18 protein-coding genes, 2 tRNA genes and 1 rRNA gene are annotated in these 19,381 nt (G+C 44.9%); 2 read left to right on the top strand and 19 right to left on the bottom strand.

Annotated elements, in window-relative coordinates; genetic code table 11:
• The 13 genes from A8806_RS25460 to A8806_RS25400 form a co-directional block, all read right to left on the bottom strand.
• Positions 1 to 265: ribosomal RNA gene (locus A8806_RS25460) — 16S ribosomal RNA — on the bottom strand; the annotation flags it as partial.
• A gap of 425 nt (positions 266 to 690) precedes the next feature.
• Positions 691 to 780, bottom strand: a tRNA-Ser gene (locus A8806_RS25455).
• Positions 781 to 981: 201 nt separating this feature from the next.
• Positions 982 to 1,067, bottom strand: a tRNA-Ser gene (locus A8806_RS25450).
• A gap of 124 nt (positions 1,068 to 1,191) precedes the next feature.
• Complete coding sequence (gene ispD / locus A8806_RS25445) at positions 1,192 to 1,896, bottom strand: 2-C-methyl-D-erythritol 4-phosphate cytidylyltransferase (RefSeq protein ID WP_109733962.1); 705 nt, start codon at positions 1,894 to 1,896, stop codon at positions 1,192 to 1,194.
• 48 nt (positions 1,897 to 1,944) lie between these two features.
• Positions 1,945 to 2,973 carry a tRNA (adenosine(37)-N6)-threonylcarbamoyltransferase complex transferase subunit TsaD gene (gene tsaD, locus A8806_RS25440; RefSeq protein ID WP_109733961.1) on the bottom strand — a complete coding sequence of 343 codons (1,029 nt, stop codon included), beginning with the start codon at positions 2,971 to 2,973 and terminating at the stop codon, positions 1,945 to 1,947.
• A gap of 30 nt (positions 2,974 to 3,003) precedes the next feature.
• Positions 3,004 to 3,906: a ribonuclease Z gene (locus tag A8806_RS25435; RefSeq protein WP_109733960.1), complete on the bottom strand. Its 903-nt coding sequence runs from the start codon at positions 3,904 to 3,906 to the stop codon at positions 3,004 to 3,006.
• 1 nt (position 3,907) lies between these two features.
• Positions 3,908 to 4,141, bottom strand: coding sequence for a hypothetical protein (locus tag A8806_RS25430; RefSeq protein WP_109733959.1), 234 nt, complete (start codon positions 4,139 to 4,141; stop codon positions 3,908 to 3,910).
• Positions 4,142 to 4,206: 65 nt separating this feature from the next.
• A complete protein-coding gene (gene tsaB, locus A8806_RS25425) occupies positions 4,207 to 5,400 on the bottom strand; it encodes a tRNA (adenosine(37)-N6)-threonylcarbamoyltransferase complex dimerization subunit type 1 TsaB (protein WP_109733965.1) in 1,194 nt (397 codons plus the stop codon).
• A gap of 59 nt (positions 5,401 to 5,459) precedes the next feature.
• Positions 5,460 to 5,888, bottom strand: coding sequence for a tRNA (adenosine(37)-N6)-threonylcarbamoyltransferase complex ATPase subunit type 1 TsaE (gene tsaE, locus A8806_RS25420; RefSeq protein ID WP_109733958.1), 429 nt, complete (start codon positions 5,886 to 5,888; stop codon positions 5,460 to 5,462).
• A 19-nt stretch (positions 5,889 to 5,907) separates the two neighbouring features.
• A complete protein-coding gene (locus A8806_RS25415; RefSeq protein ID WP_109733957.1) occupies positions 5,908 to 6,414 on the bottom strand; it encodes a YcxB family protein in 507 nt (168 codons plus the stop codon).
• Between the two features lie 8 nt (positions 6,415 to 6,422).
• A complete protein-coding gene (locus A8806_RS25410) occupies positions 6,423 to 7,601 on the bottom strand; it encodes a phosphoribosylaminoimidazolecarboxamide formyltransferase (RefSeq protein ID WP_109733956.1) in 1,179 nt (392 codons plus the stop codon).
• 14 nt (positions 7,602 to 7,615) lie between these two features.
• A complete protein-coding gene (locus A8806_RS25405; protein WP_109733955.1) occupies positions 7,616 to 8,329 on the bottom strand; it encodes an IMP cyclohydrolase in 714 nt (237 codons plus the stop codon).
• Between the two features lie 161 nt (positions 8,330 to 8,490).
• Entirely contained in the window at positions 8,491 to 9,846 is a 1,356-nt protein-coding gene (locus tag A8806_RS25400) for a hemolysin family protein (RefSeq protein WP_109733954.1), read from the bottom strand.
• A 167-nt stretch (positions 9,847 to 10,013) separates the two neighbouring features.
• On the opposite strand from A8806_RS25400, the gene rpoN reads away from it, so the two are divergent.
• Positions 10,014 to 11,354, top strand: a complete 1,341-nt coding sequence (rpoN, locus tag A8806_RS25395) for an RNA polymerase factor sigma-54 (protein ID WP_109733953.1) — start codon at positions 10,014 to 10,016, stop codon at positions 11,352 to 11,354.
• Here the strand turns inward: rpoN and A8806_RS25390 are convergent.
• The 5 genes from A8806_RS25390 to A8806_RS25370 form a co-directional block, all read right to left on the bottom strand.
• Positions 11,345 to 12,784, bottom strand: a complete 1,440-nt coding sequence (locus A8806_RS25390) for a PH domain-containing protein (protein WP_109733952.1) — start codon at positions 12,782 to 12,784, stop codon at positions 11,345 to 11,347. The two genes, rpoN and A8806_RS25390, sit on opposite strands and share 10 nt — an antisense overlap.
• Before the next feature lie 62 nt (positions 12,785 to 12,846).
• Complete coding sequence (locus A8806_RS25385; protein ID WP_109733951.1) at positions 12,847 to 13,236, bottom strand: GntR family transcriptional regulator; 390 nt, start codon at positions 13,234 to 13,236, stop codon at positions 12,847 to 12,849.
• 238 nt (positions 13,237 to 13,474) lie between these two features.
• A complete protein-coding gene (locus tag A8806_RS25380) occupies positions 13,475 to 14,026 on the bottom strand; it encodes a CarD family transcriptional regulator (protein WP_242996272.1) in 552 nt (183 codons plus the stop codon).
• A gap of 124 nt (positions 14,027 to 14,150) precedes the next feature.
• Positions 14,151 to 15,065, bottom strand: a complete 915-nt coding sequence (locus A8806_RS25375; RefSeq protein WP_109733950.1) for a carbohydrate kinase family protein — start codon at positions 15,063 to 15,065, stop codon at positions 14,151 to 14,153.
• Between the two features lie 25 nt (positions 15,066 to 15,090).
• Complete coding sequence (locus A8806_RS25370) at positions 15,091 to 16,080, bottom strand: AraC family transcriptional regulator (protein WP_146203329.1); 990 nt, start codon at positions 16,078 to 16,080, stop codon at positions 15,091 to 15,093.
• 147 nt (positions 16,081 to 16,227) lie between these two features.
• On the opposite strand from A8806_RS25370, the gene A8806_RS25365 reads away from it, so the two are divergent.
• The gene (locus A8806_RS25365) at positions 16,228 to 16,488 is read left to right on the top strand and encodes a hypothetical protein (protein ID WP_109733948.1); all 261 of its coding nucleotides are present in this window, start codon (positions 16,228 to 16,230) and stop codon (positions 16,486 to 16,488) included.
• Between the two features lie 48 nt (positions 16,489 to 16,536).
• Here A8806_RS25365 and A8806_RS25360 read toward each other — a convergent pair whose 3' ends face one another.
• Positions 16,537 to 18,927: a sortase B protein-sorting domain-containing protein gene (locus A8806_RS25360; RefSeq protein WP_109733947.1), complete on the bottom strand. Its 2,391-nt coding sequence runs from the start codon at positions 18,925 to 18,927 to the stop codon at positions 16,537 to 16,539.
• Between the last annotated feature and the right edge of the window lie 454 nt (positions 18,928 to 19,381).

Below are 19,381 nucleotides of genomic sequence, written 5' to 3'. Positions count from 1 at the left end.
AGCTAATCAGACGCGGGTCCATCTCATACCACCGGAGTTTTTACCACTGTGCCATGCGGCACTGTGGTCTTATACGGTATTAGCAGTCATTTCTAACTGTTATCCCCCTGTATGAGGCAGGTTACCCACGCGTTACTCACCCGTCCGCCGCTCAGTCACAACACTCTTCATTCCGAAGAAATCTAAGTAAAGTGCTTCGCTCGACTTGCATGTGTTAAGCACGCCGCCAGCGTTCATCCTGAGCCAGGATCAAACTCTCGTTAAAAGTGTTTGTATCCGAGTCAGAATTAACTACTAGCTAATTCTATCCCTTTTACTGTTCTTACCACTAAGATAAATCTCAGTGATGGGTGCATCATAATGATGCTTGTTCTTAAAATTTTCTCAATAAGAAATTTTCAAGGATCTGTTGTCTATTGTTTAATTATCAAGGTTCTTTCGTTCTTGTTTTTCAAGAGCGACAACTTCTATATTCTACCATATCCGTTTTCTCTTGTCAAGAACTTTTTTATTTTTCTTTTTGCTTTGTTTTGCTGTTCTCTTGCGAGTCAGCTTAAACATATTAGCATTTCTTGTACCAGTTTGTCAAGACTTTTTCAAAACTTTTTTACAAATTTTTCATCTTTCTTAACATAATCTGATATGTTATTTTATCAATGTCGAAATCCCTTTCGTTACTGATAAAACAAACGGAGAAGGAGGGATTTGAACCCTCGCGCCGCTATTAACGACCTACTCCCTTTCCAGGGGAGCCCCTTCGGCCAGCTTGGGTACTTCTCCAAAACGTCCGGTATTTAATATACACGAATCCTGGCTCTTTGTCTAGTCCTTTTTTTCGATTTTTTATTTTTCTTCTCTTTCCATTTTTCCCCTTAATTTTCAGACACTTTACTTTTGCTGATTTTCTTCCCGATATTCCCCCATAATATGCTGTATTGCCTTATAATCGAAAAAGGAACTCACTGATAGAGTTCCTTTTAACGGAGAGGGTGGGATTCGAACCCACGCGCCCTTGCGGACAAACGGTTTTCAAGACCGCCTCGTTATGACCACTTCGATACCTCTCCATATTCTTATCAGTCTTTATCACTAATAAGCTCTGTTGTTCTGTCTGCTCTCGCGACAATGGTTATTCTAGCATATACATGAAATATATGTCAACACCTTTTTTACATTATTTTCATATTATTTTCACTTCTGGCTGCGGGCAATCATGACTTCTGCTATATCCAGGTCTTCTGGTGTTGTTATTTTTATGTTTTCATAAGAACCGCAGACCAGTTTAATCGGGTACTTCAACATCTGCTCTACCACCATCGCGTCATCCGTTACATTGATATAGGATTCCCGCATCAGCATAGAATATGCACCTTTTATTAAATGATTTTCAAAAACCTGAGGTGTTTGTATCATCCACAGGCTTTTCCTGTCCGGCGTGTTTTTCACAAATTCATTGTCATCCACCACTTTTATGGTATCTTTCACAGGCATGCCGACTACACAGGCCTTATGATGAATCACCTCCTGAAAAACCCTCTCTATAATCTCATGATTGACAAACGGGCGCGCACCATCATGGATGAAGACATATCCCTCTTCTTCCATCTCCTGTACTCCATTCCATACCGAATGATATCGCTGTGCACCGCCAGGCAATATCTTGGTAACCTTCGGGATCTCATATTTTTCTATGATCTCCCGACGGCAGTGTTCTTCTTCTCCCGGCCCCGTAATCAGATAGATCTCGTCTATCACATCTGAATATGCAAAAGCCTTTAACGAATAATATAAGACCGGTTTTCCGGCGAGTTCGAGATACTGCTTATGTACTTTTGTCCCCATCCGTTTTCCCTGGCCTGCTGCCAGTACGATTGCTGTACAATGTGCCTTTTCCATATTCTCTCCTCCTCATATCAATGCCGGGTTCTGTATTCAGACCTCTGGTCAGCGTTCTCCAAGCTTCAGATTAGGTACCGCGTTTAAATCCCATCCGTGCCTTGTTCCTGCAAGATATTCGTAATAAGCCGCCGCACCGATCATAGCTGCATTATCCGTACAATAAATGGGCGACGGATAGTAAAACTGAATATCCCTCTCTTCGCACGCTTTCTTCATCCCTTCTCTCAGGGCGCTGTTTGATGCCACCCCGCCCGCAATCGCGAACTTATACATCCCATATTCTTCCACTGCATGCATCGACTTTTCTACCAGGACGTCCACAACCGCCTTTTGAAAAGATGCGGCAATGTCCGCAGGATTATAAGTCAGACCCTTCATCTGGCAGCCATTGATATAGTTCAGGACCGCTGACTTCAAACCACTGAAACTAAAATCATAAGGTGCACCGTCTATGTTTGCCTTTGGAAAATTAACGGCCTCTGCATTCCCTTCTTTTGCCAGCCGGTCAATTTTCGGACCGCCCGGATATCCCAGACCGATTGCCCGGGCAACTTTATCGTAAGCTTCCCCGGCAGCATCGTCTCTTGTTCTGCCGAGTATTTCATATTTGCCATATTCCTTGACACATACCAGATGGGTATGCCCCCCAGATACGACAAGACAAAGAAACGGAGGTTCTAATTCCGGATGTTCTATATAATTTGCCGAAATATGCCCCTCAATATGGTGCACACCGATTAAAGGCAGTTTCCTTGCATATGCAATCGCTTTTGCCTCTGCCACCCCCACAAGAAGTGCGCCGACAAGCCCCGGCCCATATGTTACCCCGATTGCATCTATGTCATCCAAAGTCGCCCCTGCTTCTTTTAACGCCTCCTCAATGACCTGATTTATCTTTTCTATGTGCTTTCTGGACGCAATTTCAGGCACGACACCGCCGTACAGTTTATGCAGCTCGATCTGTGAAGATATCACGTTAGACCGAACCTCCCGTCCATTATTGACAACCGCTGCGGCAGTCTCATCACACGAGCTTTCAATTGCCAGTATGTTTATACTTCTGATTTCTTTCATAAAATGCACCTCTGCTTTGGATGTTTCTTTTTACTCAAATGCCAGTTCTACAGACATCTTATCTTTCCCGGGTTTCGCATCCGGGAAAATTTTCCTCACCTCGTCCATGTACTCCTCCGGCCTTGTAAGCGAGGGACTGTAGTGCGTTAGCCACAATTCATTCACTTCCGCATCTTTTGCAAGATTCGCCGCTTCATAAAACGTCATATGCTTGTACTCTACCGCCTTGGCAGCTTTTTCTTTTTCACCGTACATGCCTTCACATATAAACAGGTCCGAGCCTTTTGCATTTTCCCGGATAGAGTCAGTCGGTCTTGTATCTGTCGTATAAGTAAGCTTGATTCCTTTTCTCGGCGGACCAAGTACCATATCAGGCGTCATAAGCTTTCCATCTTCTACGGATTCACCTTTTTGCAGACGGCTCCAATATTTCTGCGGCACCCCCTGCTCTTTTGCCCGTTCTACGTCAAACTTTCCAGCCCTGTCAATCTCCAGGGTATATCCGTAGCACAAAACGTTATGATTTACTTTAAACGCTTTTAAACGGTACCCATTCATTTCAAATGTCTGGGAGGCACCTTCAATCTCCACACACTTGATTGGGAAAGGCAGTTCCGGCGCAATCACCCTCAAAGAATTAACTACCCTTTCCAGACCTTTCGGCCCGATCAGGGTAAGGGGTTCCCGGCGGTCAGCATTCCCCATCGTCAGGAGCAGTCCCGGCAGGCCACTGATATGGTCCCCGTGATAATGGGTAAAACAGATCACGTCAATCGGCTTGAAACTCCAGCCCTTTTCTTTAATCGCAATCTGTGTCCCTTCTCCGCAGTCTATCAGCAGGCTGCTGCCATTAAACCTTGTCATCAGTGCAGTCAGCCACCGATAAGGAAGCGGCATCATCCCGCCGCTCCCGAGTAAACATACATCTAACATATTATCCCTCTATTTCTGCCGGCACCATAAACGAACGGAGCAGTTCGTCATAACAGGTTTCGCAAAGATCAAAGGAATGCTTCTCCCCGTCTTTTTCAGAGAAATATCCCCATGTGTAATCCACGCTGAATACGCCTTCTTCCGCCCGTCCATTTATAACCGGTATTTCTTTGCCACATTTATTACAAATAATTTTATTTACTTCTTTTGTTTCTTTCATCTGATACTGGCGCATACAAATTCCTCCTGTGTTGTGTGCTTTTGCTACGCCTTCATTATAACGGCCCGGCAGGCACTTTCCTAGTGGGAAGTGCTTCCAAGCTCCCTGCTCATCAGTACCGCATCCTCTTCCGGGTCTGTATAAAACTTCTGGCGGATGCCATCCTCTGTAAACCCTTCATCCTCATAGAATGAACGGGCCTCCATATTGCTTTCCCTCACATCCAAAAGCAGTTTATTGATTTTTCTTTCCTCGCAGATATTTTCCAGTGCCAGCATCAAATGGCCGCCAGCGCCCTGACGCCTCATCTCTTTGTCCACGGCAATACGGGCGATTTCCGCCTCTCCTGCCGCCTCGTAGGCAAGCATATATCCGACAAGCCTTCCGGTCTTTTCTGCCGCGATGCAGATCGTATTCGGAAGTTTGATTGTCTCCAGCACACTTTTCTCACTCCATGCGTCCGCAAAGACCTGATGTTCCATTTCTGCTACAGCCGCCGCATCCTCGGCACGAAGTGTCCTGCATTTGAGTTCCGCATTCTTTTCTTTCTCGGCACGTTCCCTCTCCGCCTGTGAGACTCGCAGGTAATCCGGCTGGTGCTCCATCGCACTTTCAAACTTCCCGGCCTTGAAATACTTAATACCCAGGGCCCCTACAACTGCCGCGCGCTGACGGTTCATATAAGAAGGTGCAAAAGAATAAGGCACCTGAATATACTTATCAATCGTATCCCGGTAAACAGGCACACCGTCCCCTAAAAATACGACCGGCCTCCCGTAAGTATTCAGCCGGTGTATCAGATCATCGATGGAAACCGCCATCTGCATACGCATTACCTGAAATACCGGTTCAACCCGCCTTGTCCCTTCTTTTTCCCCTGCTTTTCTGGAAAATGTATAAAGCCCTGTATAGACCTGGTTTCTTCTGGCATCCATAATCGGGCAGATAATATCTTCACATCCGTACACCTGATAAGCCAGTCCGTCCGCCGTTGGAATATGGATCAGCGGCTTATCAAGTGCCAGTCCTAATCCCTTTGCCGTGGCAGAACCAATCCGAAGCCCGGTAAAAGACCCCGGTCCCCCGGCAACTGCAATTGCATCTATCGTCGAAAGATCCAGCTCAACCATCTTTGCCACCGCATCGATCATCGGCAGCAGAGTCTGTGAATGGGTCTTCTTGTAGTCTATGGTATATTCTGCGACTGTCCTGTCTTCCTCCACGACTGCCACAGTCGCCGTCAGCCCGGAGCTGTCAATTGCCAATACCCGCATAATTAATTTCCTCTCTAATACAGACATACCGGTGCTGATTCCAACACCGGCATCCTTTTTCATGGTAGTTCTTCTATCGTAATTCTTCTGAACTCAAATCCCTGTTCCAGATCTTTTTCAATAATAATCTCCGTACGCTTTTCGGGCAGTATCTCCTCAATCAGGTTCGCCCATTCGATCAGGGAAACTCCCTCTCCCATCACGTAATCTTCGTATCCGATCTCATCCATTTCTTCAATGTCACCGATACGGTATACATCAAAATGATAGAACGGCAGACGCCCTTCTTCATATACCTGTACAATGGTAAACGTAGGGCTGCTCACGGGTTCCTCTATCTCCAGTCCCTGTGCAAATCCCTGTGTAAATACAGTTTTCCCTACTCCAAGATCACCGGTCAGTGTATACACCTGCCCCGGTTTTGCCTTCTGCCCCAGCCTTACTCCGATCTGGAATGTCTGCTCGGGACTCCTTGTTTCCAGTACCATGTCATATCCTCTTTCCAGTTTAGTTTACCTGACGGATCCGCACCTTATCAGGCGGCATATGGGTGGATATCATCTCTGCCACCGCCGCCCACTGTTCTCCTATCTGCGCCCTCGGGAAAATGACCGCACGAGTCTTATCCATATACAGTACCAGTGCCTGATTCGTAGATACAGCTCTCTGGAATTCTGACCAGGAACTCTCATTTTCAGATCCATACTGGGTTACCTTCACCCCGCTGTCCGTCAGTTCATAGTAAAGTGGTTCCTTAAATACAGGTGAAGCCTCAACCTGGCGTCTTGCCCGTATCCACAGCATAACAGGGGGATATACGATCATAAAGACCGCAAGGGCAGACAGAAGGACACCACTTGCAGTATTACCGCCTTCTGCCTGTCTGATTCCCATCAGAAAAATCACTGCACCGCAGAGTACCCCCACGATTCCCGGGAGGTGTGTATAATTGTGATGCAGCATAAAACTGTACATAGTCTGCGTTGTCATTCGTATTTCAAACTTTACTGACATGGCATATCCTAGTGGTGGAACAGACGCAGGCCGGTAAAGGCCATAGCCATCTGATACTTGTTGCACACATCAATTACGTTATCGTCTCTCACAGATCCGCCCGGCTGTGCCACATATTTCACGCCGCTCTTATGGGCACGCTCGATGTTATCCCCGAACGGGAAGAATGCATCAGAGCCCAGTGCGACATCTGTCAGCTTATCCAGCCATTCACGCTTCTCTTCCCTTGTAAATACTTCCGGCTTTACTTTGAATGTATTTTCCCATACGCCGTCAGCAAGAACATCCATGTATTCATCCCCGATATACAGATCAATCGCATTATCCCTGTCGGCACGTTTGATACCATCCCTGAATGGAAGCCCCAGAACCTTCGGGCACTGGCGCAGCCACCAGTTATCTGCCTTCTGCCCTGCCAGCCTTGTACAGTGGATACGGGACTGCTGTCCAGCACCAATTCCGATTGCCTGTCCTCCCTTTACATAACACACGGAGTTAGACTGTGTGTATTTCAGGGTGATCATGGAAATAGCAAGGTCTATCTTTGCTGATTCCGGTATCTCTTTATTCTCTGTCACTACATTTGCAAAAAACTCATCATCAATTACGAGTTCATTTCTTCCTTGCTCAAATGTGATTCCATATACTTCTTTGCGTTCTAACGGAGCCGGAACGTAGTCCGGGTCAATCTGGATTACATTGTAATTGCCTTTTTTCTTCTGCTTTAAAATCTCAAGCGCTTCCGGTTCATACCCCGGGGCAATGACGCCGTCAGAAACTTCCCTCTTGATCAGTCTTGCCGTATCAGCATCACATACATCAGACAATGAAATGAAGTCCCCGAAAGAAGACATCCTGTCCGCGCCCCTTGCTCTTGCATATGCACATGCCAGAGGGGATAATTCTCCCAGATCGTCCACCCAGTAAATCTTAGCCAGCGTCTCGTCCAGAGGCAGTCCTACCGCTGCCCCTGCCGGGGAAACGTGTTTAAAAGAAGTCGCCGCCGGAAGCCCGGTTGCTTTTTTTAGTTCGCTTACAAGCTGCCAGCCATTGAATGCATCCAGAAAGTTAATATATCCGGGACGTCCGCATAATACCTTGATCGGCAGTTCACTTCCGTCCTCCATGTAAATCCTGGAAGGTTTCTGATTCGGGTTACAGCCGTACTTCAATTCTAATTCATTCATTTGTCTTTTGCTCCTTATTGATTTTTATTTACAATCTTTGTCTCATAACTGCCTGTTTCAATATCAATATAACGTACAAAGAGGGAAACTTTGTTATCCTCGTTCAGGCTGTTCCATAACAGGTCTGTAAATGCCCCGATATCATCCGGGACAGAGATTAGTTTCGGTTCTCCCTCAAAACTCGGCAGCGGATTTCCGTCACACATATATGTATGGATAAAATGCCCTTCTCCTGCCGCCGGATTCTCATATGCAAATGTATAGCGGTTACAGCTTTCCGGGTTTCCATTGTTGCTCTTTAAAATTGACATGGCGTAGTTATAATTGCCATTCTCAAGATGCATAATTCCTGAAATCCTCGGTGTATAATTAGGGCCATCCGGCTCAAATTCCCTTGAGCGCAGGCTCTGTTCAAATGTCATCTGCTTATCCATGCCTTCATAGATGGTGTCTGTCTGGTCCCCGTTCGTCACGATCGTCTTATTCCCAAGAACACGCACCGGTGCATAGATAATCAGGCTTGGGTCTGTCAGTTTGGACTCGTCAAATGCCTGTGTCCTGATTCCTTCTCCATCCTCCACAAAAACCCGGTTACGGCTGTTCTCACTGCGTCCCATGATAAAATAAGCAGTCACAGCTTTTTTGCCGTCCTCACTCTTACCGATGATGATTCCTCTTCCAGGATAAGAGTTGCCCTTTAATTCCTGCTCGATTGATAACATTTTCATAAGATGGCTCTCCTTTATCTTCCATGTTTTTTCTAAATACAGCTTTATTATACCCGCGAACTAACGTAAGTTCAATAACTAAGCAGAGATTTTTCATTTCGCCTGCGGACTTTCCGGTTATTGTTAAAACTAATCCGGGCATGATATCTCTCCGCAGCATTTTACGATAAGGAATCCTGATCCGTCTCTAAAGTACCTTCCGGGGATGCAGGAAGGACCGCCCTGGCCTTGCTGATACGGTTCCCCCCGACTTCTTCTATCGTAAACTCAACCCCGCCGGCAGTAAGCTTTTCCCGGCTGTCTTTATCCGGAATATATCCCAGCTGCTCGATCAGGTAGCCCGACAATGTATCATAATTTTCCGTCTTCAGTTTCAATCCCAGTTCTTCATTAATATCATCCACCAGCGCACCGCCGTCCAGCAGATACTCATTTTCACCCAGCATGATAATCTCCTGCACGACTTCCTCATATTCTTCATTGATTTCTCCCATGATCTCTTCTACAAGGTCCTCCACAGTAACAATACCGGAAAATCCGCCGTATTCATCTACAAGAACAGCCATATGCCTGCGTTGTTTCTGGAGTTCACGGAATAATTCATCCGCATCCCTTGTATCCGGAACAAAAAATGGCTTTCTCATTAACTTTCTGATGTCCAGATTATCCCATCCGTTTTTATGAACCTCGATCATGACATCCTTTACATGCAGGATTCCTATAATATTATCGATGTTACCTTCATAGATCGGAATTCTGGAATGTCTGGATTCCAGCACCTCGTCCGCCAGCGTGACAAACGGTTCTTCCACATCGAGTGCATAAACATCGCGCCTCGGCACCATAACCTCACGTGCGCTTCTGTCATCAAATGAAAAGACGGAATTGATCATCTCACGTTCTTCATCCTCAAATGTTCCATTTTCATTTCCCGCCTTCAAAAGAGCTTTGATTTCCTCTTCTGTCACCGACTCCTCCTGGTCTTCCGTCTTCATCCGCAGGAGCTTAAGCACTCCCTTCGTTGAGACAGAAAGCAGCCTGATAAACGGGGAAAGTATCTTTGAGATGTAATGGATAGGCATTACAGTAAACATACAGAAAGTCTCCGCCTTCTGCAGTGCAATCCTTTTCGGCACAAGCTCCCCGAACACAAGGTTGAAGAACATCAAAAGTAAGGTCACCCCGTTTCTGGCGATGGCCGTGCTGTAAGGTATGTGGATACTATCGAGCCATCCCGCAAGTACCGGGGCAATCCCCGCCGCTGCAGATGCACTGGAATAAAATCCCGCAAATGTAATCGCTACCTGAATCGTTGAAAGAAACTTCGTGGAATCCTCAAAGAGGCTCTGAATCACAACCGCTTTCTTATTGCCCTCCTCCGCCAGACTCCGGATCCTGTTCTTGTTCACAGAAACCACAGCCATCTCGGCCCCGGCAAAAAATGCGTTCATGATAGTGAAAAATAATAAAAGTAACAATTGAAAAATAACCGTGTTCCCGTCAGGGTCTGAATCCATAAAAAATAACTCCTCCTAAAATGTTTTTAGAAGGAGTATATCATGAAGTTGGCCGTCTTGCAAGCGCTAATTCATTAACCTGTATCCCCCTATCCTTTTGATCTTTACACTTGTCATACTTTCTCACTGTATGCTACTATTTACTTATTAGAATAGGTGGTGTTTTTATGAATTTAAATTTGACTTTACAGCAGCGTCAGCAGATGTCTCAGGCGCAGATTCAGTCACTGGAAATTCTGGCTATGGACAGCATTGAGCTGAATCAATTTTTAAAAACTGAATATTTAGAAAATCCATTGTTAGACCATAACGAAGAACCATACGGCGACAGCATTGCAGAACCTTTATCTGCTTATTACGGAACACAAAACAGCAGTGGTGCAGCAGGTTTCAGCTCTGTCGATGACGATGATGACCACTCACGGGATTTTGCCGCCCCGAAAGAGAATCTGCTTCGTGATTATCTTTTAAGCCAGCTAGACAGCAGACTTTATAGCAGGCAGGAATGGGGACTTTTTATTTATCTCATTGAATGTCTGGATGATAACGGCCTGTTTACCATGCCTGCCAAAGAAGCTGCCGAAAAAACCGGTGCTTCCGAATCACTGGTCCGGCAGTGTCTCGTTACGCTGCAGCAATTAGAACCCTATGGTATTTTCTCCGCTGATCTCAAAGACTGTCTTCTCAGGCAGCTTGATGCATTGGATATAAATACCGAAATCCTGACACTTATGATCCGCTGTCATCTCCAGGATATAGCGGACGGCAAAATAAGTAACATATCACGCAATCTGCATATTCCCACAGTAGAAGTCCGCAAAAATATAGAATTAATCGCGCGGCTGAACCCACATCCGCTCTCAGGTTTCCACTCCGGTGAAAACAGCTTTATTATTCCTGACATCATTCTCAAAAAGGAGTCTTCTGACTGGTCCATTCAGCTGAATGATTCCTGGATTGAAAACTATCAGGTCAATGACTATTATCTTAAGATGATGGAGACTTCGACAGACCCTGATTTAATTACATATTTTAAGAGCAAACTGACCCGGGTACAATTTATTCTGGACAGTATCGAGCAGCGCCGAAAAACGGTTATTTCTATCACAAACGTAATTTTGGACATACAGTTGGATTACTTTGAACACCATGCGTCCCTCGTTCCAATGACCATGTCCGATGTTGCTGAAAAAGCCGGAATTCATACTTCTACCGTAAGCAGGGCTGTAAAAGGAAAGTACCTGCAATATCCGGGCGGCAGCATTTTTATGAAAAATTTATTTACTGCACCTGTCTCTTCCCATGAGCAGGGTAATATTACGTCTGCCCTGGTGAAACAGTATATCAAAGAATATATTGCTGCCGAAAACAAGAAAAAACCTTACAGTGACCAGGCACTTGCGAAGCTGTTAGAAAATCAGGATATAAAAGTTTCCCGGCGTGCAGTTGCTAAATACCGTGAGGAACTGGGAATTAAGGGCAGTTTTGACCGACGCAGTTACCAGTGAGGAGATTCTGCACCACGAGGTGCATCAGATTGAACGGACAGCAGCAGCAGTTCTCTATACCACTGCTCTGCTTCTCCTTCTTTCTGGCTGTTAATATATACCGTATAATCCGGCAGTTCAATTTTCAAAATAGGAGAATAATCTCTGAAGATATACATCCTCAGTTCGCCTGCTTCTTTCCCCTCAAATTTTCCAAGCATCTGCTTATTATCCGACATCCCGTTTGTCCTTGTGAAACTGCCTTCCGGCAGTCGGTCCACCAGTTCTATATCCTTAATCTCGTCTACATTGAAATCAATCGAATAAAATGGTGCAGATACTGTTACTTTCTCTCCCTCGACTTTTAAATACCGGGGAGTCAGGTCTATTTTTAAAAACATGGCGCACATCCATACCAGCATGACGCCAACAACTGCCACCGTGCCAATTGTCAATATTTTGCCTGCCGGGCGGGCCATATTCGTAGTATAGTTGGCGCTACAGAACCGGTCCTGCACCCACAGCCTCTTATCGTTCGGATTGCTGTACCATCCGTTCTTCCAGTAAATATCGTCATCTAAAAACAATGGTTTATCATCTGTGTCCAGAATTTCTTTCTTTTTAAAACTTAGGTAATACATGCCTGCTAGCACTGCCAGTCCAACCGCGGTATGGATAGAAATATAGCATATGAGCGCCCAGCTGCCCATCCATTCCTGTTTTACCGTAAAATAAACAAACACGGCATAGGCTGCCAGGTTCGCATAATTCCCCGAAAGCCAGACCATTGAGAAAACACGTTTTTCCAACTGGTTGACCTGAAGATTTATCTTTGAGTCATTGCTGTAAACCTTATTGCGCACCCTGTTTGTCACCAAATGCATACAGAAAAACAGAAGGAACATCGATCCAAAAATAAGGATAAATATCCAGCTTGCAGAATACTTCATAAGCCTGCTGATCCCCGGGACAAAAGTAAGCGCTGTCCCGGCTGCCAGTACAGGGAGATGCCACAGGACAGAGAATGGAAGTTTAGCGCCGGACGCACTGACATTCGTATCAACCACAACGATTTTACTGCCGGATGCCCCCTGCCACCCCCGCTTCACTTTTAAATCATACATTCTTCTGTGATCCCTGAATAAGAGAAAAAAGGCTCCACAGCAAAAAAACAGCAGCCACAGGCACCACAACGTAATAAAGGCAGAGAAATAGAAAAGATTCAAAAAACATATTGCAGTAGAAATGATCACGTTCGCAGCATAAAACCATTTTGACCGCTTATTGTGATCCTCCAGAAACGCCTCCACTTCCGGGTCCTGCATCGCATAAGCCGGAATGTGCACTCCCAGAAGCATCCCCTCACTATACTTTTTCTTCCGACCGTAGACAGCCATAAAAATAATTATGATAAATAGATCAATAAATGCAAACATGAGTGAAAATATCATCTGCCATACCTCCGCTGATTCTGTCTTATGATACTGCTTTTCTTATAATGCTCCCCTGTCTTTTATACAGTCTCCCATTCAGGACTCATGCCGGAGAATATCTTCTCGCAAAGGGCCAGAAACTCCGACTGTTCCACGCCTTTCAGCCTTGCCTCGGCACTCAGCAGTTCCAATTCTTCTTCCAGTTTTTCTCTGAATGCCCCGCTTACATCCTCTGCCGGCCGGACAGTAGCGCCATGCCGCCGGTCTATCTCAATAAATCCCTCTGCTTTCAAAACCTGGTAGGCTTTGTTCACTGTCATAGTATTTACCCCCGCGTCAAGTGCCATCTGGCGCACGGTAGGGAGCTTTTCACCGACCTTAAGCTCACCCTTTCCGATTCCCATAACAATCTGATTCCTTAGCTGAACATAAATCGGAACCTCCCCAGCCATATTCAGTTCTATAATCAAAACATCCACCTCCTTAAAACCAGATATCCACAGTAGTCTGCTTTATATGATAGCTTTTATATACGTTTATTACTTTTTGTATTATTCATTATAATACAAATAATACTTTTGTCAATTCCATTTACACAAATTATCTATTATTTTACAACAAAAAAATGGAACCGGGCTCCTGTGCATATGAAAAAACTTTCATGCGCAGGGAACGGCTCCATTTTCCCATAAAACATCTTTGTCTTCCTTACAATATATGTTGTTCTGCTTCCTCCTGAATGAATTTCTCTACCTTGTTAACCGGTATCTCCAACGCATAAGCTAATTCACTGTATAGTGCATGCTCGATCAGCTGCCGGTACTTTTTGTCCATACTGGTGACAGATCCCCTGCTCACTGTGCGCTTATACAAGGTCTTCAATACACAAATCCACTCTTTGGGGCTGTAGTTTGAGATACATTCCTTATACTCTTTTTCCCTCAGCTTTTCATTCTGGATCCAGAGAACATCTATGGCGTCGATGTTATGAATCAGTTCCAACGCCTCATCCCGTTTCAGCGGCTTTCTGACATTTACATTGTCCTCAGCAGGGACATATGCCTTCTCTTTGGAATCATCTAATGACTGAAGGGTATAATATTTCTTCTTCCTATCCGCAAACGAAAAATTCAGGGTGCCGACATTTTCGATTTTATAAATACCCTTACACTTGTAAACAACAACTTCACCCGGTTTCATGCTGTACATCCTTCCTTTCAAAGCGTCATCCTGCTCCCGATTATAAATATATTTTATCATTTTGCAGCTCTTCCTGTAAGGATTTTTCTACCAGAAGATTAAATTTCGTCAATTTACAATATAGCTGAGCATGCATTATTTGTGCACTTTTCGTATTTGCAGGATAATTTTACACATACTCCCATCAGTTATCATTTTGAAACGACCAGTCTGCCGCACCTATCCGGGCTACCGATTTTGCACCGCATTGATTGGCATACTTTGCACATGCCTCCAATGAAAAACCTTGGTGCAGGCCATAAATAAATCCGGCTGCAAAGCTGTCTCCTGCACCTGTCGTATCCACACAAACCACATCTTTTTCAGCAGTTATCCACATTTCACACTCTTTGTTTTTCACAAAGCAGCCATCCGCACCACATTTGATTACAACATTCTGAACCCCTGCATCGAGAAGGCATTTTGCCGCCTCTTCCACCGAGCTGCCTTGCGTCACCAGCATTGCTTCTTCTTTGTTTGGCATCAGATAATCAATTAACTTAAGAGATTCCGCGATATCCGCGGCCGTCTCCCCATTTTTACATTTCGTCATATCCGCGCATACTGTCATTCCCTGAGATTTTGCCTGCCTGAAGATGGATGCCATCTCTGCATCATTTATCATCGGAAACACAAAAATACTTGCAAAACATAAGATCCCGGCATCTTCCGGGAAAGGCAGCATAATATCGCCCGGTGAAAGTTTCCTCAGGCTGCCGTGGGGATTCGTCAGAAATACGCGTTCTCCGTCTTTTTTTACGAGCACTACGTTAATCCCTGTATCCATCTCTTTACGCTTACAGCGTGTATTGATTTCAATTCCCGTCTGTCTGCAGTGATTCCAGAGCATCTCCCCAGCCATATCACCGCCGATTACAGTTTCCAATCTTACGTCTACTCCAAGTTTTGAAAGAATGGTCGCCTCATTCAAGGCATCCCCGCCTACTGACATATGAATCGTCTCGGCCGGATAAGAACCCGTCTGAAAGACATCCGGCTCTGCCGGTGACACGAGTATGTCGACAATCGCCGCACCTGCTATGACTACTTTATTTTTCATTGCACCGTATCTCCTGTTTCTTATTTTACTGCATTGTGTTCTTATGAATCTGCCTTTGGTACTCTTTCGGGGACATCTGATAGGTCTCTTTGAATATCCTGAAGAAATGACTGGGACTCGCATACCCGCATGCCTCCGAGACCTCATAAACCGAAAGGGCTGTATCTGCCAGCAGCCGCAGGGCCTCCTTAAGTCTGGCCTCCTTCATAATCTCCCGGCAGTTCCTGCCCGTATGCTTTTTAATGTACCCGGTCAGATAATTTGCATTATATCCAAGCTCCGATGCCATCCTTTCCATGCTTTCATGGATGCAGTGTTCCTGAATATACTGAATGATTTTCAGCGCATTTTTATCAATTCCCGAGTAACTGTACCGCCCGCTTTTTACAAGGCTGTCAAACAACAGAAGCAGCCACGCCTCCAGAGAAAATGTCTGGTGAAAGCCGGCCTGTGTATATTCCTCTACCATATTATTCATAAATACAGGAATCTCTCTGCTGTATCCGGTTGAGAAAAACATGTATTTCTGCTTTCCCCGATTATCATGGCGCAGAAATTCCGATATTGGGTTATTATCCATAACAAACTCTTTCAGTGTTCTGGAAAAAAGCTCTTCTTTTATGCAGATATTAATCAAAAGCGCCTTGGGGTTGATGCAACGTATTTCCTGCAGTGCATACTGGTTAAGCAGGATCATATCGCCGGGGCTCATATAGAGTTCCACATCATCGATCACATTGAGAATCTCCCCCTGGCACACATAACTCATCTCAAAAAAGTCATGATTATGCCTCGGGAAATCTTCTGTCACTTCATGGCCTAATATATAAATATTTTCATTTTCAGGAAACCCCGACGTAAGATTCTGCAGATCATGGATAAAATAATGCTGCTCTAACTCATTATAATTATGTTTCAGCATTTCCCGGGGAAGTATCACTTGAGACTGCTCCCCCGGATTTTTCTGAATTTCTTTTACAACCGTGAGTGACTCTGTTATTTTGTTCTGCTTCATATACACCAACTCGTACCTTCCGAAGTAATCAGCAAGTTAATATCACCTGAGAAAATCACACTTTTTTCTGTGAAACCATTCTGTTTTGATTCCTCATTTTACCATATAATATTGTTAGAATCAATAAAACTTCAGGAGGTGCCGGTTATGACAACTTATGAGATTCATCTGGATACAGTACAAAATTTTTCCGATTATATCTATATGCTGGAGCACTTTTCTTTTCGCGGCATGATCAGGGCCGGAAAGTGTTACATGGAACCCGGAGATTTAATTTCCTTGTTTGAATGTGCATTGGGGGATACCTTTTTGCTCCAGATAAACTGCGGGGACAGAGATGAGCTGGATGCGCTTGAGGAATATCTGAGACAGACCGGGCTTCTTTTGGAATATAGGTGCATAGCTTAAAAAATCTGCCCTGCAGGTTCAAAATATGCAGGGCGGATTTTATTTTTTCTATTTCATGCGCTTCTTCATTTTTCCTATAACAGTTCCGCCCAAGCCACTCCCTGCAAGTATCAGCAGGATGACATACAAGGCTAAATTGCTATTATCTCCAGTTTTCGGGGGATTTTTTGTAGTGTTACTGCTATTGGTTTTCGGAAGTTTTTTCGCAGGACTGCTGCTCTTCTTCTCAAGTTTTGCAATCGCATCTTCTATGGCTTTTGCCATTGCATCAACCTCTTTCTGTTCCGTTATGTTCTTCGTGCGGTCAACAGCCGCAATTGCCTTTTCTACCCCTGAAAAGTCTTTGTAGTCGACTTTGTTCAGTTTGTTAGCTTTTTCAATGGCGGAATCAACCAAAGTATAATCGGCTTCCTTATATTCCAGACCGGCAATCGCTTTTTCCAATGCTTCTGCCAGCTTGTCAATCTCGTCCTGCCGCAGACGGTTCCACGCTTCATCTATTGCCTTCTGTGCACCCGCTTTTGCCTGTTCCAATGCAGTTGTTGTTTTATCTGTATAAGCAGACAAATCCTGCGGAATTTCTCCCATGAGGCGGTTGGTCTCTGTAAAATCCCCTGCCTTAGGCACTAAACCGTCAATCGCATTCTGGAGAGTAGGGACAAAATCATCCACCAGCTTCTGGTCTTTCTGAGTAAGCTCAAGCATCGGTTTGACGAGCGCAAGCCTTTCCTGTAAAGTTACCCGCGTAATGTCTGTATAAGCAAACAGATCAATCCCTTTGATCCGTTCCAATTGTTCCTCCATTGCGGTAAAATCCGCGTAAATCGTATCAGTCACAATATCGCTCACATAAAGATCCTCCGTCATAGAAACAGATACCGGCGCGCCATTTGTAGATTCTGCTGCGACGGTTCCCCCTTTGCTTTTAATCTTAAAGCTTTTCAGAACACGCGTCCCCATTGTCTGATTCACCTTAAGCTCAACGGTAACACTACTACCTTCTGAATACAGGAGTTCGTTGCTTATGCTGGTAGAATCACCACTTTCTTGTTTGACTGACATTATCATATACTTCAGATCGGATGGGAACATCCTGTAATAATTTTTAGTTGTCAGGGTTACCGCTTCAATTTCGACACTGCTATTTGCATTGTAGGTTGAAGTCATATCGAAATGTGCATTGTAATATTTCTGGCCGTTTTCAGATGTATAACCGTCAAAATAAATGGTACAGGCTGATGATGCAGTCATGTTTCCACGGGTATAAAGCATAATAGTAAGACCTCTGTCCCCCTTTACCCAAGTATCATCATTTAATGCAAGCTTTAGATAAACTCTCTGTCCGGCTGCAGCCTGAGACGGCAGATCCGCAAAAACAAATCCAGACGTTTTATTTATAACTGGCATCTGTTGGCTGGTACTTCCGACATTAACAGTAGTTGCCTGATATTCAGAACTAGCCTGCTGGCTTTCTGATTCACCGTACTTCACTTGATAGGTACCGGATGCCAGCCCTGTAATTTCCGTAACACCATTAACAGTTGTCCATTTTGCTCCGCCTGAAGGCCGGTAATCGTAATATTCCTCCTCCAGCAAGCCTATGATCTTCCCGTCGCTTGCACCATCCGCTGCCGGAATAGATGACAGAGTGCCTCCTAGAATTTGCTGGACCGGACGCGATGGCTTTGTTCTCTGCCACTTGACATAATAGAAAGCAGTGCATGATGCGTCCGCCGATGTCACCGTGAAACGAATGTCATTAAATCCGTAAGCAAGTGGAACTGTGTATTTGTTTGACCCACCATTAATCTTCGCAGCCGGATTCATCGTTTCAATCGTGATCTTATCCGTTTTGGACGATCTATAAGCTAATGAGGCATAATAAGGGTCGTTCTCTGTACCTGTGCCACTGTACTCGCCCGGATCGGTCAGGTATGGTATTACCACCCACACATTGGCGTCATCATCGGCCGGCGACGACAGGATGGATGCGTTATTGGCTTTAGCAGTATTCATGCCGGGGATACTGCCTGATTTATCGCCGAGTGTATCTAAGGCGCTTACAGCTGCGGTATATTTGTCTAACACCAGCTGTTTCCTCTCCTCACCCGTCAATTTAAGCCGGGCCTCGTCGATAGCTGTAATCTGTACCATAGTGCTCTCTGCATTTTCTGCGGTGATGGTATCTGGTAATGCGTTGATCAGCACCTGTACTTGCTCCGTTGCAGAAGTAATCGTCTTTTTTATGGGCGTTTCACTGGATTCTGCGCCCGATACCGTTGTACATTCCCCCTCATGTCCGGTATCCAAGGTACAGCCTTCATTCAGCGTACATCTTGTTTCCTCCACTGCGTTCGCCGCAAATGCAGTACATGGCAGCAACGCCAGTACTATTACCAGACTTATCAGGGTCTTAAGTAACTTCTTTTTCTTTCCCATAAAATTTCTCCTTTAATATTACTCTTAAAAGTTTTTCTCCTGTTATCTTCGATCAAAACATAGATTTCTTCTTACTAAGAGAGTCTCTCACCCTATTAACAGAAATACGTTCGGAGGGCGCGGCGAAAGCTGCGGCTCTGTCGATGACCTCTTTCCGCTCCCTGCAACCGGCTCTGTCACAAATAGTATACCTGTAATCAGATATATAGGCCAAAAATTGGCTAGTACTCTGAGAGATCTTTTTATTTTCCTCACACAGGTTCCCCCACTTTCCAGAAACACAACAAAAGCCGCTTCGTATAAAAACGCGAAACGGCTTCATAAATAGAGGAAATGAAACTCAAAAAGGACAGACTTAATCTGTCTGTCTGTCTGTCTGTCTGTCTGTCTGTCTGTCTGTCTGTCTGTCTGTCTGTCTGTCTGTCTGTCTGTCTGTCTGTCTGTCTGTCTGTCT

Origin of the sequence: Faecalicatena orotica (assembly GCF_003149245.1) — a bacterium.
Classification (GTDB): domain Bacteria; phylum Bacillota; class Clostridia; order Lachnospirales; family Lachnospiraceae; genus Faecalicatena_A; species Faecalicatena_A orotica.
This window is presented reverse-complemented; position numbering and strand designations above follow the sequence as displayed.